Annotated in this window: 17 protein-coding genes; 16 read left to right on the plus strand and 1 reads right to left on the minus strand. The window is 60.3% G+C overall.

The genetic code is table 11. From position 1 onward, the window contains the following. Positions 1 to 7: 7 nt before the first annotated feature. From sctD to DXX3274_RS12210, 14 genes are all read left to right on the plus strand, one after another. Positions 8 to 976 carry a type III secretion system inner membrane ring subunit SctD gene (gene sctD, locus DXX3274_RS12145; RefSeq protein WP_042859974.1) on the plus strand — a complete coding sequence of 323 codons (969 nt, stop codon included), beginning with the start codon at positions 8 to 10 and terminating at the stop codon, positions 974 to 976. Further along, positions 976 to 2,355, plus strand: a complete 1,380-nt coding sequence (gene sctN / locus DXX3274_RS12150) for a type III secretion system ATPase SctN (protein ID WP_038922969.1) — start codon at positions 976 to 978, stop codon at positions 2,353 to 2,355. Before sctD ends, sctN begins: the two co-directional genes overlap by 1 nt. Continuing rightward, complete coding sequence (locus tag DXX3274_RS12155; protein ID WP_050569868.1) at positions 2,342 to 2,821, plus strand: hypothetical protein; 480 nt, start codon at positions 2,342 to 2,344, stop codon at positions 2,819 to 2,821. The genes sctN and DXX3274_RS12155 overlap by 14 nt, the downstream gene beginning before the upstream one ends. After that, positions 2,818 to 3,345 carry a type III secretion system HrpP C-terminal domain-containing protein gene (locus tag DXX3274_RS12160; protein WP_042859975.1) on the plus strand — a complete coding sequence of 176 codons (528 nt, stop codon included), beginning with the start codon at positions 2,818 to 2,820 and terminating at the stop codon, positions 3,343 to 3,345. The genes DXX3274_RS12155 and DXX3274_RS12160 overlap by 4 nt, the downstream gene beginning before the upstream one ends. Then, positions 3,342 to 4,442: a FliM/FliN family flagellar motor switch protein gene (locus tag DXX3274_RS12165; protein ID WP_042859976.1), complete on the plus strand. Its 1,101-nt coding sequence runs from the start codon at positions 3,342 to 3,344 to the stop codon at positions 4,440 to 4,442. Before DXX3274_RS12160 ends, DXX3274_RS12165 begins: the two co-directional genes overlap by 4 nt. Beyond that, the gene (sctR, locus tag DXX3274_RS12170; protein WP_042859977.1) at positions 4,439 to 5,092 is read left to right on the plus strand and encodes a type III secretion system export apparatus subunit SctR; all 654 of its coding nucleotides are present in this window, start codon (positions 4,439 to 4,441) and stop codon (positions 5,090 to 5,092) included. Before DXX3274_RS12165 ends, sctR begins: the two co-directional genes overlap by 4 nt. Before the next feature lie 7 nt (positions 5,093 to 5,099). Continuing rightward, a complete protein-coding gene (gene sctS / locus DXX3274_RS12175) occupies positions 5,100 to 5,360 on the plus strand; it encodes a type III secretion system export apparatus subunit SctS (RefSeq protein ID WP_033568601.1) in 261 nt (86 codons plus the stop codon). A gap of 7 nt (positions 5,361 to 5,367) precedes the next feature. Further along, positions 5,368 to 6,171, plus strand: a complete 804-nt coding sequence (gene sctT, locus DXX3274_RS12180) for a type III secretion system export apparatus subunit SctT (protein WP_038658155.1) — start codon at positions 5,368 to 5,370, stop codon at positions 6,169 to 6,171. Positions 6,172 to 6,215: 44 nt separating this feature from the next. Further along, the gene (gene sctU, locus DXX3274_RS12185; RefSeq protein WP_042859978.1) at positions 6,216 to 7,295 is read left to right on the plus strand and encodes a type III secretion system export apparatus subunit SctU; all 1,080 of its coding nucleotides are present in this window, start codon (positions 6,216 to 6,218) and stop codon (positions 7,293 to 7,295) included. Between the two features lie 96 nt (positions 7,296 to 7,391). Next, positions 7,392 to 7,883 carry an OsmC family protein gene (locus tag DXX3274_RS12190; protein WP_042859979.1) on the plus strand — a complete coding sequence of 164 codons (492 nt, stop codon included), beginning with the start codon at positions 7,392 to 7,394 and terminating at the stop codon, positions 7,881 to 7,883. 193 nt (positions 7,884 to 8,076) lie between these two features. After that, positions 8,077 to 9,306: a peptide antibiotic transporter SbmA gene (sbmA, locus tag DXX3274_RS12195; RefSeq protein WP_042859980.1), complete on the plus strand. Its 1,230-nt coding sequence runs from the start codon at positions 8,077 to 8,079 to the stop codon at positions 9,304 to 9,306. Between the two features lie 624 nt (positions 9,307 to 9,930). Then, positions 9,931 to 11,916 carry a methyl-accepting chemotaxis protein gene (locus tag DXX3274_RS12200; protein WP_042859981.1) on the plus strand — a complete coding sequence of 662 codons (1,986 nt, stop codon included), beginning with the start codon at positions 9,931 to 9,933 and terminating at the stop codon, positions 11,914 to 11,916. 559 nt (positions 11,917 to 12,475) lie between these two features. After that, on the plus strand, positions 12,476 to 14,431 hold the full coding sequence (locus DXX3274_RS12205) for a methyl-accepting chemotaxis protein (protein ID WP_042859982.1): 1,956 nt from the start codon (positions 12,476 to 12,478) through the stop codon (positions 14,429 to 14,431). Positions 14,432 to 14,781: 350 nt separating this feature from the next. Then, the gene (locus tag DXX3274_RS12210) at positions 14,782 to 15,591 is read left to right on the plus strand and encodes a transporter substrate-binding domain-containing protein (protein WP_371206907.1); all 810 of its coding nucleotides are present in this window, start codon (positions 14,782 to 14,784) and stop codon (positions 15,589 to 15,591) included. A gap of 17 nt (positions 15,592 to 15,608) precedes the next feature. Here DXX3274_RS12210 and DXX3274_RS12215 read toward each other — a convergent pair whose 3' ends face one another. Beyond that, positions 15,609 to 17,021, minus strand: coding sequence for an MmgE/PrpD family protein (locus DXX3274_RS12215; RefSeq protein WP_042859984.1), 1,413 nt, complete (start codon positions 17,019 to 17,021; stop codon positions 15,609 to 15,611). Positions 17,022 to 17,354: 333 nt separating this feature from the next. Between DXX3274_RS12215 and DXX3274_RS12220 the strand changes: the two genes are divergently transcribed. Next, the gene (locus tag DXX3274_RS12220; protein WP_042862090.1) at positions 17,355 to 18,734 is read left to right on the plus strand and encodes a cystathionine beta-synthase; all 1,380 of its coding nucleotides are present in this window, start codon (positions 17,355 to 17,357) and stop codon (positions 18,732 to 18,734) included. Positions 18,735 to 18,764: 30 nt separating this feature from the next. Further along, complete coding sequence (locus DXX3274_RS12225; protein WP_042859985.1) at positions 18,765 to 19,919, plus strand: PLP-dependent aspartate aminotransferase family protein; 1,155 nt, start codon at positions 18,765 to 18,767, stop codon at positions 19,917 to 19,919. The last annotated feature ends 116 nt before the right edge of the window (positions 19,920 to 20,035 follow it).

Below are 20,035 nucleotides of genomic sequence, written 5' to 3' on the forward strand. Positions count from 1 at the left end.
ACGCAAAATGTTTGAACTCCGTGTTCTGACCGGATTGCACCGTGGGGCCGCGCTGCCGCTGAGCGGAACCTCATGGCGTATCGGTTCCGCCGATGAGGCGGATATGGTGCTCTACGATCCCGGCATCCGCGAGCAGCATTGCCTGCTGGAAAAACAACCCGACGGCTGGCTGGTATCCGTACTGGACGGCCCGGTCAGCAACAGCGAAGGCCACGCGGCGGCGCAATCGCTCTGGTTGCCGTCCGGCACGCCGTTCGCCGCCGGCGGCATCTGGCTGTGCGTGGTCAGCGCCGATACCCCCTGGCAGGATGAGGCGGAAGAAACGCCGCCGGATGACGACCAGACCGCCGACGACGCCGTCACCGGCGCGCAAGACGCCCTGCCTGACGCCGCCACTTCGGACACGCCCCCCGCGCCGACGCCGGAACCGACGGTGACGCGCCGGGAAAAGCCGCGCCTGCCGCTGTGGGCCAAATTCAGCTACCTGCTGCTGGCGGTGCTGCTGTTCATGATCGTCGGTAGCTGGATGTTGCAGGAAACGGCGGCGATGCCGTCCGCGCCGCCGCCGCAGGATAACCGTTTACCGATCGGCACCTTGCCGCAGTTGAACAGCACCCTGCAAACCATGCTGACCGACCGCGAACTGGAGCGGCTGGTTTCGACCAGTCAGGATAACAACCGCATCGTGCTGAGCGGCGCGCTGCCGCCCGCGCAGCACACCCGGCTGGCGCGCATGCTGGCGCAGTTCCACCAGCGTTACGTCACCGCCTTGCAGATTGAAAACCACACCACCGTGAAGAACGACCAGCTGCCGTTCCAGATCGTGCAGGTCACCAGCGGCCCGAAAGCCAACGTGGTGACCTCGGACGGGCGGCGCATCTTCGTCGGCGACGAGGTGGACAACCTGCGGCTGGTCAGTATCAACGACAGCCAGATCGAATTTCGCGGCAAACAACAGATCAAGGTGAACTGGTGATGAACGCGCAGGACGCAATCGATACCCGCTATCCCCGGCTGAGTCGGTGGCTGCAACAGCAACAACGCCAGCTGGCGGCGTACTCGCCGGTGACGCGACAGGGGCAGATCATCGGCATCAGCGGCATTCTGCTGGAGTCCAGCCTGCCGAACGCCCGCATCGGCGACCTGTGTCTGGTGGCGCGCGACGACAGCTCGCAGGTGCTGGCGGAAATTGTCGGCTTCAGCCCGGAAAACACCTTTTTGTCGGCGCTGGGCGCGCTGGACGGCATCGCGCAGGGCGCAGTCGTCACACCGCTGTACCAACCGCATTGCGTGCAGGTGTCCGACGCGCTGTTCGGCAGCGTGCTGGACGGCTTCGGCCGCCCGCTGGAAGACGGCGGCCACAGCGCGTTTGTCGAGCCGGGCTCACTCAACGCCAACCCCATCCCGGTGATCGGCGACGCGCCGCCGCCAACCGAGCGCCCACGCATCGCCGACCCGCTGCCCACCGGTATGCGCGCCATCGACGGCCTGCTGACTATCGGCTGCGGCCAGCGCGTCGGGGTATTCGCCGGCGCCGGCTGCGGCAAAACCACCCTGCTGGCGGAGCTGGCGCGCAACACGCCGTGCGACGCCATCGTGTTTGGGCTGATCGGCGAACGTGGCCGCGAACTGCGCGAATTCCTCGATCACGAGCTGGACGAACAGCTGCGCAGCCGCACCGTGCTGGTCTGCTCCACCTCCGATCGCAGCAGTATGGAACGCGCTCGCGCCGCCTTTACCGCCACCGCCATCGCCGAAGCCTTTCGCGCCGCGGGCAAGCAGGTGCTGTTGATTATCGACTCGCTGACCCGCTTTGCCCGCGCCCAGCGCGAAATCGGCCTGGCGCTGGGCGAGCCGCAGGGGCGCGGCGGGTTGCCGCCCTCGGTCTACACCCTGTTGCCGCGGCTGGTGGAACGCGCCGGGCAAACCCGTCAGGGCGCGATTACCGCGCTGTATTCGGTGCTGATCGAACAGGACTCGATGAACGACCCGGTGGCCGACGAAGTACGGTCGCTGATCGACGGCCACATTGTGCTGTCGCGGCGGCTGGCCGAACGCAACCACTACCCGGCGATCGACGTGTTGATGAGCCTGAGCCGCACCATGAGCAACGTGGTGGAGCGGGAACACACCCGCCACGCCAACGCGGTGCGGCGGCTGATGGCCGCCTACAAGCAGGTGGAAATGCTGATCCGCCTCGGTGAATACCAGCCGGGGCACGACGCCTTTACCGATGCCGCCGTCAGCGCCAACGACGACATCAACCGTTTTCTGCAACAGGCGATGCGCGAGCCGCAGGGCTTCGACCACATTCAGTCGCAACTCGAAGAGGTGAGCCAGTATGCCAATCTCTAACGCCACGAAATCCGTCAGCGCGATGGAGGAGCAGCAGCCGGACAGCAGCGCGCAGGAGCTGAGCGCAGTGCTTAACCAGTTGCTGCCGATCCGTCGGCAGCGCCTCAGCCGCGCCGAGCGCCAGTTACGCCAGACCGAACAGGCGCTCAGGCAAACCGAAGCGGCGCTACGCACGCAACAGGCGCAACTGGCACAGTTACAGGCCGACTGGCAGCAACAGCGCGATATCTTCCTGCGCGAAGCGCTGGGTAAAACCCAGACGCTGGAGTCGCTGAAAAACCAGCTGGAGCAGGAACAAAAGCATATTCGTCAGATTCAGGCGCAGGTGCTGCTGTGTACCGACTGGCAGCAACAGTATCTGAACCGGCAGCAGCAGGTCGGCCAGGCTCGGGAAGCGGCCCGGCTCTGCCAGAAAGCCGTTGAAAAACTGGAGTTTCTGTTAACCACCTATCAGGAGGCGATATGACCCCTCATCTGCCCGCGACACAAGATGTTTCTCTGCCTGCCCTGCGCCCGTTGCCGCACGGTCAGGAGCAGGATTTCCCCGGCTACGGTTACGACGATGCCTTCTGGGAACCGTTCGGCGAACTGTCCGAACCGGAAATGCGCTTTCCCGACGCCAGTTGGCTGCCGTTCGGTCCGCCGCTGGCGCTGAATCCGTCGCTGAGTCTGGACGCCTTCGCCGATGCCCCGTCGCAATCGGAACCGGTCACACCGGCGTACTGGCCGGCGCTGGAGTCGTCGCTGACCGACATGCCGCTATTACGCCGCGGGGAACCGCTGTCGTTCAGCCTGCAACTGCCGCAGTTGGGCAGCGTGGACGTTCGGATGGTGACGCTGCCCGCCAGCGGCTGGGACGTTTCGCTGCGCTTCGGCAAATCCGCCTACGAGCAGTTGAAAAGCCAGCGCGACGCCTGCCGCCGTTCGCTGGCGGATACGCTGCGCGCGCCGGTGCGCCTGCAGTTTGAAAGCCGGGAGGATGAGGAATGATCCCGCTCGCCCGGACGCTGCGCCCGGTCAGCCAGGCGCGAGCCGCGCTCTCCCGCCAGTTGGCGTCGGCGCACCGTTTTGCCTTCATGCTGGACGGTCAGCCCGGCGAATTGCGCCTGCAACTGGCGGACGACGCGCCGACCGGCGGGCAGGAAAGCCGCTGGCGCTGCCATGCCGGCACGCTGTGGCTGGACGACAACGCCGCGCCGCTGCTGTCGCTGCTTTCCGCCTGCCCGGCGCTCACGCCCGGCCCCGAGGACACCGCGGAAACCGCCGACTGGTACTGGACGCAGTATAACCACCATCTCAGCCCGGCGCTGCGCGAGCTGTTCGGCGAGATGCGGCCGGCGTCATCGCCGCAGCCGGACAGCGAAGCGCATGGCGACCTGACGCTATGGCTGGAGGTTATCCGCGGGGATTTCCGGATTCGCAGCCGGTTGCGAACGTCGACCCGGACCTTGCAGCAGTGGCAAAGCCAGCCGGGGTGGTACGCGCCCCGCTACCCGCTGCCCGGTCATCTGGCGATGCGCGTGCCGTTGACGCTGGCAGACGTGACGTTGTCACATGAACAATTGGCGACGCTGGAACCGGGCGACCTGATCTGTCCACTCAAACAGTACTTTTCACCGCAAGGCAACGGCTGCATCACGCTGGCCGACCGGCGGCTGACCGGGCAGCTCAGGATGGATGCGCTCGCCCCTTACTGGTTTACCGTGACAGAACTGGAGGAATGTCCCGTGACAATACCCTTTGACGACGCAACCCCGTTTGAAACCTACGCCGTCCCCGAGACGTCGCAGTACGCCCCGGATAGCGACAATCACGCCGGCGCGCCGTCGGGCTACGCGCTGCCGCCGCTAACGCTGGCACTGACCGTGCGCTGCGGCTACCTGACGCTGACGTTGCAGGATTTGCAGCAGCTCGCTCCCGGCACGGTGTTGACCCTGCAACAGGCGACGCCCGGCGAAGCTACCCTGTACCACGGCGAGCAACCGCTGGCGCTGGGCGAACTGGTGGACGTGGAAGGCCGGCTGGGGCTGCAAATCACCCGCCGTCTTGGCGTGGATGGGGACATCGCCCCGGAGCCATCGTTATGACCTCGGGCAGCTTCGACCCGGTGATGTTTGCCCTGTTTCTGGGCACGTTGTCGTTGATTCCGCTGATGATGATCGTCTGCACCTGCTTTCTCAAGGTTTCCATGGTGTTGATGATTACCCGCAACGCCATCGGGGTGCAGCAGGTGCCGCCCAACATGGCGTTGTACGGCATCGCGCTCGCCGCCACGCTGTTCGTGATGGCGCCGGTATTCAGCGACATCAAGCAGCGGTTTCAGGACACGCCGGTGGATTTCAGCAGTCTCGACGCGCTGGAAAGCAGCGTGACCCGAGGTATCGAACCGTTGCAGAAATTCATGTCGCGCAACACCGACCCGGACATTCTTACCCACCTGCATGAAAACAGCCTGCGCATGTGGCCGGCGGCGATGGCCGAAAAAATCACCACCCAAAGCATCCTGCTGGTGCTGCCGGCCTATGTGCTGTCGGAACTGCAGGCCGGGTTTAAGATCGGTTTTCTGATTTATATCCCGTTCATCGTTATCGACCTGATCGTCTCCAACGTGCTGCTGGCGCTGGGGATGCAAATGGTGGCGCCCACCACCCTTTCGCTGCCGCTCAAGCTGCTGCTGTTCGTGCTGGTCAACGGCTGGACGCGCCTGCTCGACGGCCTGTTCTACAGCTACCTGTGAGGCGACCATGGAAACGCTCAATCTGTTTAGACAGGCGATGGTGCTGGTGGTGATGCTGTCGGCGCCGCCGCTGCTGGTGGCGGTGGTGGTCGGTGTGCTGATTTCGCTGTTGCAGGCGGTAATGCAGTTGCAGGATCAAACCCTGCCCTTTGCCGTCAAGCTGGTGGCGGTAGGACTGGTGTTGGCCATGACCGGCCGTTGGATCGGCGTAGAGCTGATCCAACTGGCGATGATGGCTTTCAACATGATCGAACAAACCCGGGCGTGAGGCGGCCATGTTCTCCATCGCCACAATCCAGAATATCTACGATTTTATTTACGCGCTGACGCTCGGCGTGGCCCGGCTGTATCCGTGCCTGTTCCTGGTGCCGCTGTTCTCGTTCACCATCATCAAAGGCATGCTGCGCAACGCAGTGGCGATCGCGCTGGCGCTGGTGCCGGCCGGCGCCATCCAGCAACAGATGCTGACCACCACGCTCACCTGGCCGATGTTGCCCGGCCTGCTGCTCAAAGAGCTGGTGATCGGGCTGCTGCTCGGAGTGGTGCTGGCGATGCCGTTCTGGCTGTTCGAGTCGGTCGGCGCGCTGTTTGATAACCAGCGCGGCGCGCTCACCGGCGGCCAGCTCAACCCGGCGCTGGGCAGCGACGCCACCCCGCTCGGTCACATGATGAAAGAGCTGTTCATCATGCTGCTGATCATCACCATCGGTTTTCCCGGTTTTACCCAGTTACTGTGGGACAGCTACCGGCTGTGGCCGGCGTTAGACTTCCTGCCGCCGTTGTCGGAACAGGGGTTTCACACTTATCTCGACCTGCTTAAAGACACCTTTCAGCACATGGTGGTGTACGCCGGGCCGCTGGTGGCGCTGTTGCTGTTGCTGGAATTCAGCATCGCCATTCTCAGTCTCTACAGCCCGCAGTTGCAGGTTTACGTGCTGTCCACCCCGGCCAAGTGTCTGGCCGGCATGGCGTTTTTCGTGCTCTACATGCCGGTGCTGCAGTTTCTCGGCGAAGGCCGGCTCAAGGCGCTGACCGACCTGAAACACCTGTTCCCGCTGTTTTTTCAGGCGTCGCCCTGAAATGGCAAAACGCGCGATACGGTTAGTAACCGCGAGGTACTGCGATGAGTGAAAAAACCGAAAAACCCACCCCCAAAAAATTGCAGGACGCCCGCAAAAAAGGGGAAGTGGGACAGAGTCAGGACGTACCCAAGCTGCTGATCAGCTTCGCGCTGCTGGAGATGATTCTGGCGCTGACCGACAGCGGCATGAGCAAGCTACAGGCGCTGATGCAGTTGCCGTTGAGCCGCATCACCGACCCGTTCGGCCACGCGGCGGATGAAATTTTCAGCGAAGCGCTGTCGCTGCTGGCGACCTTCTGCCTGCTGACCATCAGCGTGGCGTTGCTGATGCGCGTCGTTGGCGGCTGGATCCAGTACGGCCCGCTGTTTGCCGTCGAAGCGCTGAAAATTGATTTCAACCGCCTCAACCCGATCAACCAGATCAAACAAATGTTCACCATGCGCAAGCTCACCGACATGCTGACCAACATCCTGAAGGCGGTGACCATCGGGCTGGTGTTCTGGCTGGTGGTGATGCCGCAGTTGGAGTGGCTGGTGGAGCTGGCTTACGGCGATCTGACCGCGTTCTGGAAAGGGGTGGAAAGCGTACTGAAAAGCGTGGCGCGCACCACCCTTTCCGCACTGCTGGCGCTGGGGTTGCTCGACTTCGGCCTGCAAAAATACTACTTCCTCAAACAACAGCGCATGAGTCACGAAGATATCCGCAACGAGTTTAAAAACTCGGAAGGCGACCCGCACATGAAAGGCCATCGTAAATCGGTGGCGCAGGAAATCCTCAACGAGCCAGCCAGCCCGCGCGCCAAACCCAAAGTGGAGGACGCCGACCTGCTGCTGGTCAACCCAACCCACTACGCGGTGGCGCTGTTCTACCGCCCCGGCAAAACACCGCTGCCGCGCATCCTGCTCAAGGGCGAAGACGATCAGGCCAAGGCGTTGATCGCCCGCGCCCATCAGGCCGGGGTGCCGGTGGTCCGTTTCATCTGGCTGGCGCGCACCCTGTACCGGATACCGGAAGGTCACTACATTCCGCGTGATACCCTGCAACCGGTGGCGCAGGTCTACCGGGTGTTACGACAGTTGGAAAAAGACCTGCCGCCCCAGGATGTGATTGAGATGGGCTAGGGGCACGGCGCGTCGCCGTTCGCTGCCGTTATGGCATCGGCGTCATCGCCTGTTAGACTACAGCCGGGTATTTCTTAATCGGAACACGAGGGCAGCATGGCAGACAAAATTCATCGCTATCAGGTCCAGGTCAGTTGGACCGGCAATCAGGGCACCGGCACCCAAAGTTATCGCGGCTACAGCCGCGACCATGATATCTGCGCGCCGGGCAAACCGACGCTGCCCGGCTCATCCGACCCGAGTTTCCGCGGCGACCCAACGCGCTGGAATCCGGAAGAGCTGCTGGTCGCGTCGCTGTCCGCCTGCCACAAGCTGTGGTATCTCGGGCTGTGCGCGGGAGCCGGCGTCACGGTGGTGGCCTACGACGATCGGGCGGAAGGGGAAATGGTGGAAGAGGCTGGCGGCGCCGGGCAGTTTCTGTCGGTCACGCTGCGTCCGCGCGTGGTGATCAGCGCCGACAGCGACGCGCAGACCGCTCTCGCGTTACATCATCAGGCCCACGAAATGTGCTTTATTGCCCGCTCGGTTAATTTTACCGTCACCCACCAGCCGGACATCGTGGTCGACGCGCCGTCGCCCCGCCAGTAATACTACGGCGGCGATATCAGAACCTCTCGCCGCCGCTCCACCTCTGCGCCCTGCTCATTGCTGCGTCGTCTTGCTCATTGCTGCGTAAAGAAAACCGCTCCCCAGTCAAAAATCGTTTCAATATAATCCTGCGCCTGCGTTAAATATTTGCTATCACGGCAGTTATTCTCCTTTTACGGATAAAAGTGCGTTTATGTTCAAATCGTTTTTTCCCAACCCTAAACTGTTTTTCTCCTCCGCGCTGCTCTGGTCGCTGGTCGCGGTAATCATCTGGTATAGCTGGGGTCGTCCGTTGGGCGATAGCCTGCTGCACATCACCCAGCCGCTGCCGCAAGGCGCAATCCGGTTCCTGTCGCCCGCCTTTCTGTGGTTCTACGGTTACTACCTGCTGTGCGTGGCCATATTCGCCGGCGCCTGGGCGCTGTTCAACCCGCATCCCTGGCAACGCTGGTCGATTCTCGGCTCCTCGCTGATCATTTTCGTGACCTACTTTTCGGTCGAAGTCGGCGTGGCGGTCAACGACTGGTACGTCCCGTTTTACGATCTGATCCAGAAAGCGCTGAGCGCGCCTAACGCGGTGACCATTCAGGCGTTTTATCAGCAGTTGCTGATTTTCCTCGGCATCGCGCTGACCGCGGTGACCGTCGGCGTGCTGAACCTGTTTTTCGTCAGCCATTACGTCTTCCGCTGGCGTACCGCCATGAACGACTACTACACCTCGCACTGGCAAGCGTTGCGCCATATTGAAGGGGCGGCGCAGCGTATTCAGGAAGACACCATGCGTTTCGCTTCCACGGTAGAAAGCCTGGGGGTGGATCTGGTGAAGTCGCTGATGACGTTGATCGCCTTTTTGCCGGTGCTGGTCAGCCTCTCGTCTCACGTCAAATCATTGCCGCTGATCGGCGAGATTCCTTACGGCCTGGTGATTGCCGCCATCATCTGGTCGCTGGTGGGCACCGGCGTACTGGCGCTGATCGGTATCAAACTGCCGGGGCTGGAATTCAACAACCAGCGGGTGGAAGCCGCCTACCGTAAAGAACTGGTGTATGGCGAGGACGACGCCAGCCGCGCCACGCCGCCCACGGTAAAACAGCTGTTCGGCAACGTACGGAAAAACTATTTCCGTCTCTACTTCCATTACACCTATTTCAATATCGCGCGGGTACTCTATCTGCAAAGCGACAACGTGTTCGGCATCATCATGCTGCTGCCGTCGATCGTGGCGGGCAGCCTGACGCTTGGCCTGATGACCCAGATAACCAACGTGTTCGATCAGGTGCGCGGTTCGTTCCAGTACCTGATCAACTCCTGGACCACCATCGTGGAACTGATGTCGATTTATAAACGTCTGCGCAGCTTCGAGTCGGTGATTCAGGACGTGCCGGTGACCAGCGACGCTGCGGATATGACTTCCAGCGCCTGATAGGCGTGTCCCTTCCGCGCTGTCGAAGCGGCAGCGCGGAGTCCGGCTACATCAAGCCATTACCCCAGCACCGGCGGATTCAGACAGACGCCGGCGTCCTGTCCGGAGAATGCGGGACGCCGCCCGCACCGGCATCAAAAATCGGTTGGGATTACCGTTGGAAAAATCGGATACCTGAACGCCGTCGCAACGAAAAGTGCGCTTTTTTCGCGCCGATATTTATCGGACCAGGGGAAGAAACGATAAAACGCAATCTCTCTCCATCAACGAATAAAATAAAAAAATAGGATTTAATGCTTTATTTCAGGCTGAATTTTGGAATGAGCAGCAAAATAGACAACCCTAAACACATCCCCAGACTAGTACGCGAAATCATTTAACAAATAAGGAACAAAAAAAGAATAGATCATATAACCCAACCTGTAACAAAAACCGGTAAATAGCGGACTATTTGATTAGCCAGCAGACTATTTATGTCTCTAAAAAATGTGATACTATTCACACGTTTTTTCTCACCTCTGGAAATTCGATATTTTTTATTCTGAAAAAACAAGGACGTAGACAGATGAACCCCTTCTGTTGATCTTGCATTATCAAAGCGTTAGCCCCAATAGGAATCCCTTGATGAGCACAATTCTACATACCTATAACAATCTAAAGGTTGGTATTAAGCTGGCGATTGGGTTTGGCCTGATTTTGATCATGTCTGCCTTCATCATGCTGTCAGGCATAAATGGTTTTCGTCACATTGACGGCTACGTCAATAAATCCATTATCAGTAACGACATTAATAACAATCTGGACGAAGCCCGCCGGGCACGTCTTAGCTTTCAATATACTCACGATTACACCGCCATTAATAAAGCCGGCGCCTTGATAGAAAAAGTCGGCCAGTCGCTCAATCAGGCCAATCAATTAACCTGGTTGCCCGCGTCGCAGCAATTGCTGGATCAGTTGAACGATGCCTACAAAAAATATCAGCCTGCCCGCGAAGCACTGATCACCGCCAGCCGTCAGCGTGACGCCGTCGCGCAGAAACTGGATCAGGACAGCAGCGCCAAAACGCTCGATACGCTGCGCGCCCAATTCGACGGCAGTACCCTGACGCCGGAATTGCGACTGGAATTCATCACGCTGCTCGAACAACTGGTGGACATTCGCGACCTTGCCCACGAACTGCTGCTGCAACCGTCCACCCAGTCTGAATCCAGCCTGCGCAAGGCGCTCGCCGCCGCCGCTACCGCCATCAATCAGGCGCTGCCGAACTTCAGTTCCGAACAACAAGTCTGGCTGAACCAGTCATGGGGGCTGTTCGCCGCCTACAACGGCTACATCAACGATTACATGCGCGCCTTCCAGGACGAAAATACCGCCACCAGCGCCATGCTGGATGCCGCGGTGATTCTGGATAAGGCTTCCAGCTCACTGTATGAACGCCAGTTGTCGCTGGTCAGCGCCACCACCACCAGTTCGCAATGGCAGTTATTGTTTACCGGTCTGGTGATTATCGCTATCGGGGTACTGATGGCCTGGCGCATCACCCTGCAGATTACCCGTCCGCTGCATCAGAGCCTGTCGCTGGCTGAACGGATCGCCCAGGGTGACCTGACCGCCTCCATCAACGTCGTTCGCCGCGACGAACTGGGGATGCTGATGGCCGCCATGGCGGCCATGAACCACAAGCTGCGTGAGATGATCGGCGAAATTCGCGAAGGGGTGAGCAATGTGGCGTCCGCCGCGTCGGAAATCGCCGCCGGCAACACCGACCTCTCCTCCCGCACCGAGCAGCAGTCGGCCGCCGTAGTGGAAACCGCCGCCAGCATGGAACAGTTGACCTCAACGGTGAAACAGAACGCCGACAACGCGCATCACGCCTCGCAACTGGCGGCCGATGCGTCCGGCAACGCCACCAAAGGCGGCGAGATCGTCACCAACGTGGTGAGCACCATGAACGAAATCGCCGTCAGTTCCCGGCGCATTTCCGAAATCACCTCGGTCATCAACGGCATCGCCTTCCAGACCAACATTCTGGCGCTCAACGCCGCGGTGGAAGCCGCGCGCGCCGGCGAACAGGGCCGCGGCTTCGCGGTGGTGGCGGGCGAGGTGCGCAATCTGGCCCAGCGCAGCGCCCAGGCCGCCAAGGAGATCGAAACCCTGATCGGCGAGTCGGTCACCCGGGTGAATACCGGCTCCACGCTGGTGGAAAGCGCCGGCAAAACCATGGACGAGATTATCCGCTCCATCTCCCATGTGCATGACATCATGGACGAGATCGCCTCGGCCTCTGACGAGCAAAGCCGCGGTATCAATCAGATCTCCACCGCGGTAGCCGAAATGGACGCCACCACCCAGCAGAACGCCGCGCTGGTGGAAGAGTCTTCCGCGGCGGCCAATTCACTGGAAGAGCAGGCGCAAACGCTGGAACATGCGGTATCGGTGTTCCGCCTCGGTAATGACGACGTTTCGACGCGCCCGGCGCAACGCGCCAGCCTTAGCGCCAGCAAACCGCTGAAGTTGACGACATCCGCCGCGAAAGCGACCACCGTCGCCAAAACCGCCGTCGTGAGCCGCCCCTCGGCCAACGGTAAAGATGACTGGGAGTCATTCTAACCCTCGCCCAGTCTGACGACAGGCGCCACGACACGGTAGTTAACTACCTGCCGTGGCGCTCTGTTTATGTGCCTCCTGCATCGCACGCCCGCCGCATTATTCTTTAATCCCGCCGACGATTATTTCCCACCGATAGCCATTGGTATTTATCGATATTCTTTCTGACTTACCGTCTGCCCGAATTACCCCAGAGTTCAGGGTCTCGTTTTATTACACTTTTATGTCAGTCATTTAAAAAAATTAAAAAATTGAATTACGCTTTAACGATAGCGGATCGTCCTTTCAATTACTAAAAATGATAGTACCGAAATAAAATATTACGATATTGAAACATAATTTTTACATTACCTTTCCCTGCGTTAAGGATGAGGTTATGATGTTCTTGATAGTAAAGACCTGTTTATAAAACAGCAGCATCGCCGCTGGCTATCCTATAATCGATAACAATAAAACACAGCTTCGGCGCCCACGTTCCTGAAGCGATACTGCAATTTTTCTGTTTAATTCGGTGTTTGTTTTTCCCGTCACTACCCTGGTAAATCAGAAAAAGGAAGGCCCAATGAATACTGTTTTTGGCGCTTATAACAATTTCAGAGTCGGTGTGAAGCTGGCGATGGGATTCGGACTGATATTATTAATGGCAGCGATAATCATGCTGTCAGGGATCAATGGCTTTCGCAATATTGATGCCTATTCCCAGAAATCCATTATCAGCAATACGATTAATAGCAGCCTGGAAGAAGCCCGGCGGGAACGTCTGCGCTTCCAATATACCCATGACTACTCGGCTATTAATAAAAACGGTGAATTGCTGAATAAAATGACGCAATCGCTGGATATCGCCCAGACCATGAAATGGGATGCAGACACCCGTATCCTGCTGGACAAGATTATCCAGTCCAGCAAAGATTATGGCGTCGCGCGGGAAAGTATGGTCAGCGCCAGTCAGAAGCGGGACGCCATCGGCCAGAAACTGTCTCAGGAAACCATCGGTAAAGTCATTGATACCCTGCGCGGGCAATTTGATGCCGCCACGCTGCCGGCGGAATTACGGCTGGAATTTATGTACATCAACGAGGGACTGTCCGATATCAAAGACACGGCCCATGAACTGACGTTGATGCCGTCCGCCGAAACCGAAACGGCGCTGCGCAAGGCGCTGGGCACCGCACAACAGGCCATCACGCAGGCGCTGCCGACATTCAGTGCAGAGCAGCAGACCTGGCTGAATCAGACCTGGCTGCCTTTCGCTACCTACAGCGGCGATATCACCCTTTACATGGCGGCCTATCAGGAAGAGAACGCGGCGTCTCAGCGCATGGCGGATATCGCGCTGGTTCTTAACCAGTCTGCGACCCTGCTCTACCAAACCCAGTTGGACAAAGTGGATAACATTACCCGCCAGTCGCAATACGAACAGTGGATCATCGGGCTGGCGATTATCGCCATCGGCGTGCTGCTGGCCTGGCGCATCACCCTGCAACTGACCCGCCCGCTGCGTCAGAGCCTGTCGCTGGCTGAACAAATAGCCCAGGGCGACCTGACCGCCTCCATTACCGTCACCCGTAAGGATGAATTGGGTCAATTGATGACGGCGATGAATGAGATGAACCACAAGCTGCGCGGGATGATCGGCACCATTCGCGAGGGGGTAAGCAATGTGGCGTCCGCCGCGTCGGAAATCGCCGCCGGCAACACCGACCTCTCCTCCCGCACCGAGCAGCAGTCGGCCGCGGTAGTGGAAACCGCCGCCAGCATGGAGCAGTTGACCTCAACGGTGAAACAGAACGCCGACAACGCGCATCACGCCTCGCAGCTGGCGGCCGATGCGTCAGGCAATGCCACCAAAGGCGGTGAGATCGTCACCAACGTAGTGAGCACCATGAACGAAATCGCCGTCAGTTCCCGACGCATTTCCGAAATCACCTCGGTCATCAACGGCATCGCCTTCCAGACCAACATTCTGGCGCTCAACGCCGCGGTGGAAGCGGCGCGCGCCGGCGAACAGGGCCGCGGCTTCGCGGTGGTGGCGGGCGAAGTGCGTAATCTGGCCCAGCGCAGCGCCCAGGCCGCCAAAGAGATCGAAACCCTGATCGGCGAGTCGGTCACCCGGGTGAATACCGGCTCCACGCTGGTGGAAAGCGCCGGCAAAACCATGGATGAAATTATCCGCTCCATCGCCCATGTGCATGACATTATGGGGGAAATCGCCTCAGCTTCCGACGAGCAGAGCCGCGGCATCAACCAGATCTCCAACGCGGTAGCCGAAATGGACGCCACCACCCAGCAGAACGCCGCGCTGGTGGAAGAGTCTTCCGCGGCGGCCAATTCACTGGAAGAGCAGGCGCAAGCGCTGGAACAGGCGGTCTCGATATTCCGCCTCGGCAATGACGACAGCCATCGCTTTGCCCGCAACACGCACAAACCCGGCGCCGCCGGCGCTAAAAAACCGCTGATGCTGGCTGGCGCCGCGACGGGCGCCCGCTCCGGCAGCGATGAGTGGGAATCGTTCTAAACCGTTAATCCAGCCTCATCATGGCGGGCATCGCCCGCCATATGTTGCCGCTTTCCTCGTTTTACCGCCCAGCGCATAAGCTCAGTCACTCTTCGCATTTAATGTCGCAGCGATTTCCTGCAATACTGCCTGAATGCGTCGTCATCATGTTAATGATATTAAAGCATTATTTATGAAATAAACCGATGCCGCGCGTCCTGTTCGCCTTTTACTTATTGATTAATTCAACGCCTACTTTTATCGGGGGATGATCGACGTAGCCAGGCCGACACGGGCACGTCACCTCCCCCACCGATATCGGCGCTTAACCATTCACACACGGGGACATTATGCATTTATCTTTTCGCACCATGATTGCCGCACTGGCGCTGGCCGCCGCGCCCTGGCTGGCTCAGGCCGACACGCCCGCCTCTACCTGGCAACACATCAAACAAACCGGCGAACTGCGCATCGGCGTGGCGCAAGGCGAACCCTGGTATTTCAAGAACGCGGCGACCGGCGAATGGGACGGTATCGGTTATCAGGTCGGTAAGGTGCTGGCGAAAGACCTTGGGGTCAAACTGGTGACGGTGGAAACCACCTGGGGCAACGCGGTCGCCGCGCTGCAAACCGGCCAGATCGACACCATGCTGGTGCTTGACCCAACCGACGAGCGCAAAAAAGCGGTCGATTTTCCTGAACAACCGTTCTTCTGGTATGCCCAGGGCGTACTGGTGCGCGACGGCATCAGCGTCGCCAACTGGGAAGACCTCAACCAGCCGGATGTCAAAATCGGCGTCACGCTCGGGTCCAGCCCAGACCTGCTGCTGACCAAAAATCTGCCGAAAGCGCAGCTGGTGCGTTTCCCCAACATGGATGAAGGCGTGGCGGCGTTTTATGCCGGGCGGGTGGATGCGTTGTCCTACTTTCATCCAGCGCTGGCGCTGCAACAGGCTAAAGTCGGTAAAGGCAACCTGATTCTGCCGAAGCCCATTGTGGCGGTCAGCACCAGCGGCGCTATCCGCAAGGAAAGCGACCAGACCTTCCATCAGTTCCTCAACGACGAATTCGGCAAGCTCTATCAGTCCGGTCAGATTCAGCAGTTCTACGAGCAGGCGCTGAAAGCCCGCGGCGTCGATATCAGCAAGGTGCCGCCGGTGATCCGCGAAGCGTGGAAATAACCGGCGAACGAGGAACGTCAGCCCGCAAACAGCGGCGCCAGCGCCGCCCCTGCATCCGGCTGGCGTTCCAGTTCCAGCAGCGTATCAATAAGGCGATCGATCTCGTTCTCACCCAGCCGCCGCGACAGATTGTCGCGGCACTTGCGCACAATCTCCGCTTCCGTCATCGGGTTCTCATCGCACCCCGGCGGATAATCTACTGCCGGCGCGTTCAGCCACTGCCCGTCGACTTCGAGCCGTACCCGATTGACAGGCCGTCGTTGCACCGCCATCAACCGATCCAACTCGTCGTCCACCACTAACTCGACCCGCCGGGCAAACGCCAGCAGCGTCGCATTCTGCCGGGCGGCCGCGTTGCTCCAGCGCTGCCGGGGAATCCCGTAGGCCAGACAGGCCAACGCCAGCGGCACGCTGAACTGGGCATCGGTTTCGCTCAACACCTGCGTATCGGCGAATTGCTGCACCAGCGTCTGGCTGCCGATGACCTGAATCCGCGCGATCCGATCCGGCGTCAGCGCCTGCTGCGCCAGCAATGGCTCAAACGCCGCCAGCGCGGTGTGCATCCAGCGGCAAACCGGGTAGCGCTTGAAACTGGCATGGCGCAGCCGCCAGTCATCCCCCAACCCGTCGACCAGCAGCGACGTATCACACCGGTCGGAGCCGATCATGCGCCAGAATCCCTGTTCGCCCGCCAGCACGTCGCGCGGCCCGACGATCCCTTCCTGATGCAACAACCCCCCTCGCACCCCGGCTTCCGTCGCCGGCGCGTTATAATCCTTGAACGCCACCAGCGGCCGCTGCTGCCAGTTGTACTTGTGCAGCCCCGGCAGCGGAGTCAGCGACGCCGCCAGCCCGATGGCGTTTTCCAGCCCGGCGGCATCGCAGCCGCGCAGCAGACCGAACGCGACCGCCGCGCCCAGCGACTGATGCTGGCACACGCCGTACACCTGCCGAAAACGCTCCGGACTCGGCTGCTGAGCGAGAATCACGCGCCCGTTGATTTCCCAGGCCGCCGCCAGCGCGCACAGCAATTGCGCGCCGGATATCCGCCGCTCGCCCAGCGCGGCCAGCGCCGCAGCCACCAGCGTGGCGCCGGGGTGACCCATGCCGCGGCCCTCCCGCTCAAAGCCGTCGTCATAATCCAGCGCGTTCATCGCCGCCGAATTGACGAACGCCGCCCCCAGCGCCGACAGCCCGTCCCGGCTTCCCAGCACCGGCGATGCTCCCGCGGCATACTGCCGACGCGCCATGCGCTGTGCCTGCTGAAACACCTCGCTCTCCAGCCCGGCGATGCCGCACCCCAACGTATCCAGCAGGTGCAGCAGAATTTTTCGCCGCCAGAGCGCCGGGATTGCCTCTGGAGTTAGCCGGCAGGCAAAGCGGGCCAGCGTCAACGTGAGTGAATCGTTTTGGTTCAAAGGGACGGGCATCGGTTCAGGCTCCGGTCGAGTGGGCTGAAAACAACGTAATAAGCGGCATGATAACACCCTGTTTTACGACTGTTTTATTCCATTTTCGCCGTCTGGCGCGAGCAAACGCCATAACCCCCCGGCATCGGACGGATATACTGCCATACGGCTGTCACCCTACATGTCTATCTATCCACATCTCTATCTGCCTGCACGGCTATCAGGCTGTATGGCTTTACCGCCAAACAGCATTTTATTTCTGAAAATCACATATAGATGGTTAGTTATATTATTTTTATGGCGTTACGACTGAGTTCTACCATGTCCACCTCGTTATTAACCGAGGTGATGACTATGCCTATTTCTACGTCCGTACCGACATCCGTACTCGGCCTGATCGGCAACACCCCGTTGCTGGAGCTGACGCAGTTCGATACCGGCCCTTGCCGGTTATTCGCCAAGCTGGAAAACCAGAATCCCGGCGGTTCGATAAAAGATCGCGTCGCGCTATCGATGATCGAGGCGGCTGAGCAACAGGGAAAACTGCCGCCCGGCGGCACGCTGATCGAAGCCACCGCCGGCAATACCGGGCTTGGGCTGGCATTAGTGGCGGCGCTCAAAGGCTACCGCCTGATTCTGGTGGTGCCGGACAAGATGAGCCGGGAGAAAATCTTCCATCTGCGCGCGCTGGGCGTCGATGTGCGGCTGACCCGTTCCGATGTCGCCAAAGGCCACCCGGATTACTATCAGGACTACGCGCAACGACTGGCGGACGAGATCCCCGGCGCGTTCTACATCGACCAGTTCAATAACCCGGCCAATCCGCTGGCCCACTACCGCACCACCGCGCCGGAACTGTGGCGGCAGATGGAGCACGATATCGACGCCATCGTGGTCGGCGTCGGCTCCGGCGGAACACTGGGCGGACTGAGCCGTTACTTCGCCGAAGCGTCGCCGAACACCGAGCTGGTGCTGGCGGACCCGGCCGGGTCAATCCTGACCGATTACGTACGGCAAGGCACCACGGGCGAAGCGGGAAGCTGGCTGGTGGAGGGCATCGGCGAGGATTTCCTGCCGGCGCTGGCGAATTTCAGCCAGGTGAAACACGCCTACGCCATCAGCGATCGGGAATCGTTTCAGGCCGCCCGCGAGCTGTTGCTCAAAGAAGGCGTGCTGGCCGGTTCCTCCAGCGGCACGCTGCTGGCGGCGGCGCTGCGCTACTGCCGCGCCCAGACCGAACCGCGCCGGGTGGTAACGCTGGTGTGCGACAGCGGCAACAAGTACCTGTCGAAGATGTTCAACGACTACTGGATGATTGAGCAAGGGCTAATCCAACGCCCGCCGCTGGGCGACCTGCGCGATCTGATCACCTATCGCCATAACGAAGGCGCTACCGTGTCGGTCTCCCCCGCTGACTCGCTGGCGGTTGTTCATGCCCGGATGCGGCTGTACGACATTTCCCAACTGCCGGTGCTGGAGCACGATCGGGTGGTCGGGGTGATCGACGAGTGGGACCTGCTCAACAATCTCAAGACCAATCCGCGCCATTTCTCGCTGACTGCCCGTGACGCGATGACCGATCAGGTCAACACCCTGCAGAAAGATGCGTCGTTCGATCAACTGCTGACCACCTTTGATCGCGGGCATGTAGCGGTGATTCTGGACGGCCAGCGTTTCCTCGGCCTGATTACCCGCACCGATGTGCTCAATCACTGGCGGCATCTGGTGCGCTGACCTTTCTACCGTTTACCACAAGGATTAATCATGAGCCATTTCGATACCCTGACCGTTCACGCCGGCTACACGCCGGACAGCACCGGCGCGGTGATGCCCGCCATTTACGCCACCTCCACCTTCGCCCAGTCGGCGCCCGGCCAGCACACCGGCTACGAGTACTCACGCAGCGGCAACCCGACCCGCCACGCGCTGGAAGCCAATATCGCCGCGCTGGAAGGCGGTATTCAGGGCTTTGCCTTCGCCTCCGGGCTGGCGGCCAGCGCCACGGTGCTGGAACTGCTCGATCAGGGCAGCCACATCGTCGCGGTGGATGATATTTACGGCGGCACCTGGCGATTACTGGACCGGGTGCGCAAACGTACCGCCGGGCTGAGCGTCACCTACGTCGACCCGGCCGACCTGACCACGCTGGAGCGGGCCATCACCCCGCAAACCCGCATGATTTGGGTAGAGACGCCCACCAACCCGCTGCTGAAACTGGCCGACCTGCGCGCCATCGCCGAACTGGCCCAGCGCCGCGGCGTGATCAGCGTGGCGGATAACACCTTCGCCTCCCCGGCCTTGCAGCGCCCGCTGGATCTGGGTTTCGATATCGTGGTTCACTCGGCCACCAAGTATCTGAACGGCCACTCGGATGTGGTCGCCGGGCTGGCGGTAGTCGGGCGGGACCCGGAACTGGCGGCGCAACTGGCGTTTTTGCAAAATGCGGTGGGCGGAGTGCTCGATCCGTTCAGCAGCTTCCTGACGCTGCGCGGTATTCGCACGCTGGCGCTGCGTCTTGCCCGCCATAGCGACAACGCGCTGACGCTGGCGCGCTGGCTGGAGCAACAACCGCAGGTGGAACAGGTGTACTACCCCGGCCTGCCGTCTCACCCGCAGCATGCGCTGGCACGTCGGCAAATGAGCGCGTTCGGCGGCATGATAAGCGTCAGACTGCGCGGCGATGCCGACTACGCCGGCGCGGTGATTAAGCGTACCCGGCTGTTTACGCTGGCGGAAAGTCTGGGCGGCGTAGAAAGCCTGATCAGCCAGCCCTTTAACATGACCCACGCTTCGCTGCCGCTGGAGCAGCGCCTGCGCCTCGGCATCACGCCGCAATTGCTGCGCCTGTCGGTCGGCATCGAAAACGTGGAAGACCTGATCGCCGATATCCGGCAGGCGTTAACCGGCCAGAGCGCGTAATCCCGCTTATCAGGGCTGTCATCGACAGCCCCAGATGACTGACAAACCCCTTAAGTACAAGGGTGAGGGGTTTTTCCGGCGTCAAAAACTGTGCTGAGGCAGGCGACTTCGCCGAG

Origin of the sequence: Dickeya sp. NCPPB 3274 (assembly GCF_000406205.1) — a bacterium.
In the GTDB taxonomy this organism is placed as follows: Bacteria; Pseudomonadota; Gammaproteobacteria; order Enterobacterales; family Enterobacteriaceae; genus Dickeya; species Dickeya fangzhongdai.

Bases quoted from the DNA above. Each gene is read 5' to 3' on its own strand.
- sctR (WP_042859977.1), top strand. From the start codon at position 4,439: ATGACCTCGGGCAGCTTCGACCCGGTGATGTTTGCCCTGTTTCTGGGC.
- DXX3274_RS12215 (WP_042859984.1), bottom strand. From the start codon at position 17,021: ATGCCCGTCCCTTTGAACCAAAACGATTCACTCACGTTGACGCTGGCC.
- sctU (WP_042859978.1), top strand. From the start codon at position 6,216: ATGAGTGAAAAAACCGAAAAACCCACCCCCAAAAAATTGCAGGACGCC.
- DXX3274_RS12165 (WP_042859976.1), top strand. From the start codon at position 3,342: ATGATCCCGCTCGCCCGGACGCTGCGCCCGGTCAGCCAGGCGCGAGCC.
- DXX3274_RS12210 (WP_371206907.1), top strand. From the start codon at position 14,782: ATGATTGCCGCACTGGCGCTGGCCGCCGCGCCCTGGCTGGCTCAGGCC.
- DXX3274_RS12155 (WP_050569868.1), top strand. From the start codon at position 2,342: ATGCCAATCTCTAACGCCACGAAATCCGTCAGCGCGATGGAGGAGCAG.
- sctN (WP_038922969.1), top strand. From the start codon at position 976: ATGAACGCGCAGGACGCAATCGATACCCGCTATCCCCGGCTGAGTCGG.
- sctS (WP_033568601.1), top strand. From the start codon at position 5,100: ATGGAAACGCTCAATCTGTTTAGACAGGCGATGGTGCTGGTGGTGATG.
- DXX3274_RS12190 (WP_042859979.1), top strand. From the start codon at position 7,392: ATGGCAGACAAAATTCATCGCTATCAGGTCCAGGTCAGTTGGACCGGC.
- sctT (WP_038658155.1), top strand. From the start codon at position 5,368: ATGTTCTCCATCGCCACAATCCAGAATATCTACGATTTTATTTACGCG.
- DXX3274_RS12225 (WP_042859985.1), top strand. From the start codon at position 18,765: ATGAGCCATTTCGATACCCTGACCGTTCACGCCGGCTACACGCCGGAC.
- DXX3274_RS12205 (WP_042859982.1), top strand. From the start codon at position 12,476: ATGAATACTGTTTTTGGCGCTTATAACAATTTCAGAGTCGGTGTGAAG.
- DXX3274_RS12220 (WP_042862090.1), top strand. From the start codon at position 17,355: ATGCCTATTTCTACGTCCGTACCGACATCCGTACTCGGCCTGATCGGC.
- sctD (WP_042859974.1), top strand. From the start codon at position 8: ATGTTTGAACTCCGTGTTCTGACCGGATTGCACCGTGGGGCCGCGCTG.
- DXX3274_RS12160 (WP_042859975.1), top strand. From the start codon at position 2,818: ATGACCCCTCATCTGCCCGCGACACAAGATGTTTCTCTGCCTGCCCTG.
- sbmA (WP_042859980.1), top strand. From the start codon at position 8,077: ATGTTCAAATCGTTTTTTCCCAACCCTAAACTGTTTTTCTCCTCCGCG.
- DXX3274_RS12200 (WP_042859981.1), top strand. From the start codon at position 9,931: ATGAGCACAATTCTACATACCTATAACAATCTAAAGGTTGGTATTAAG.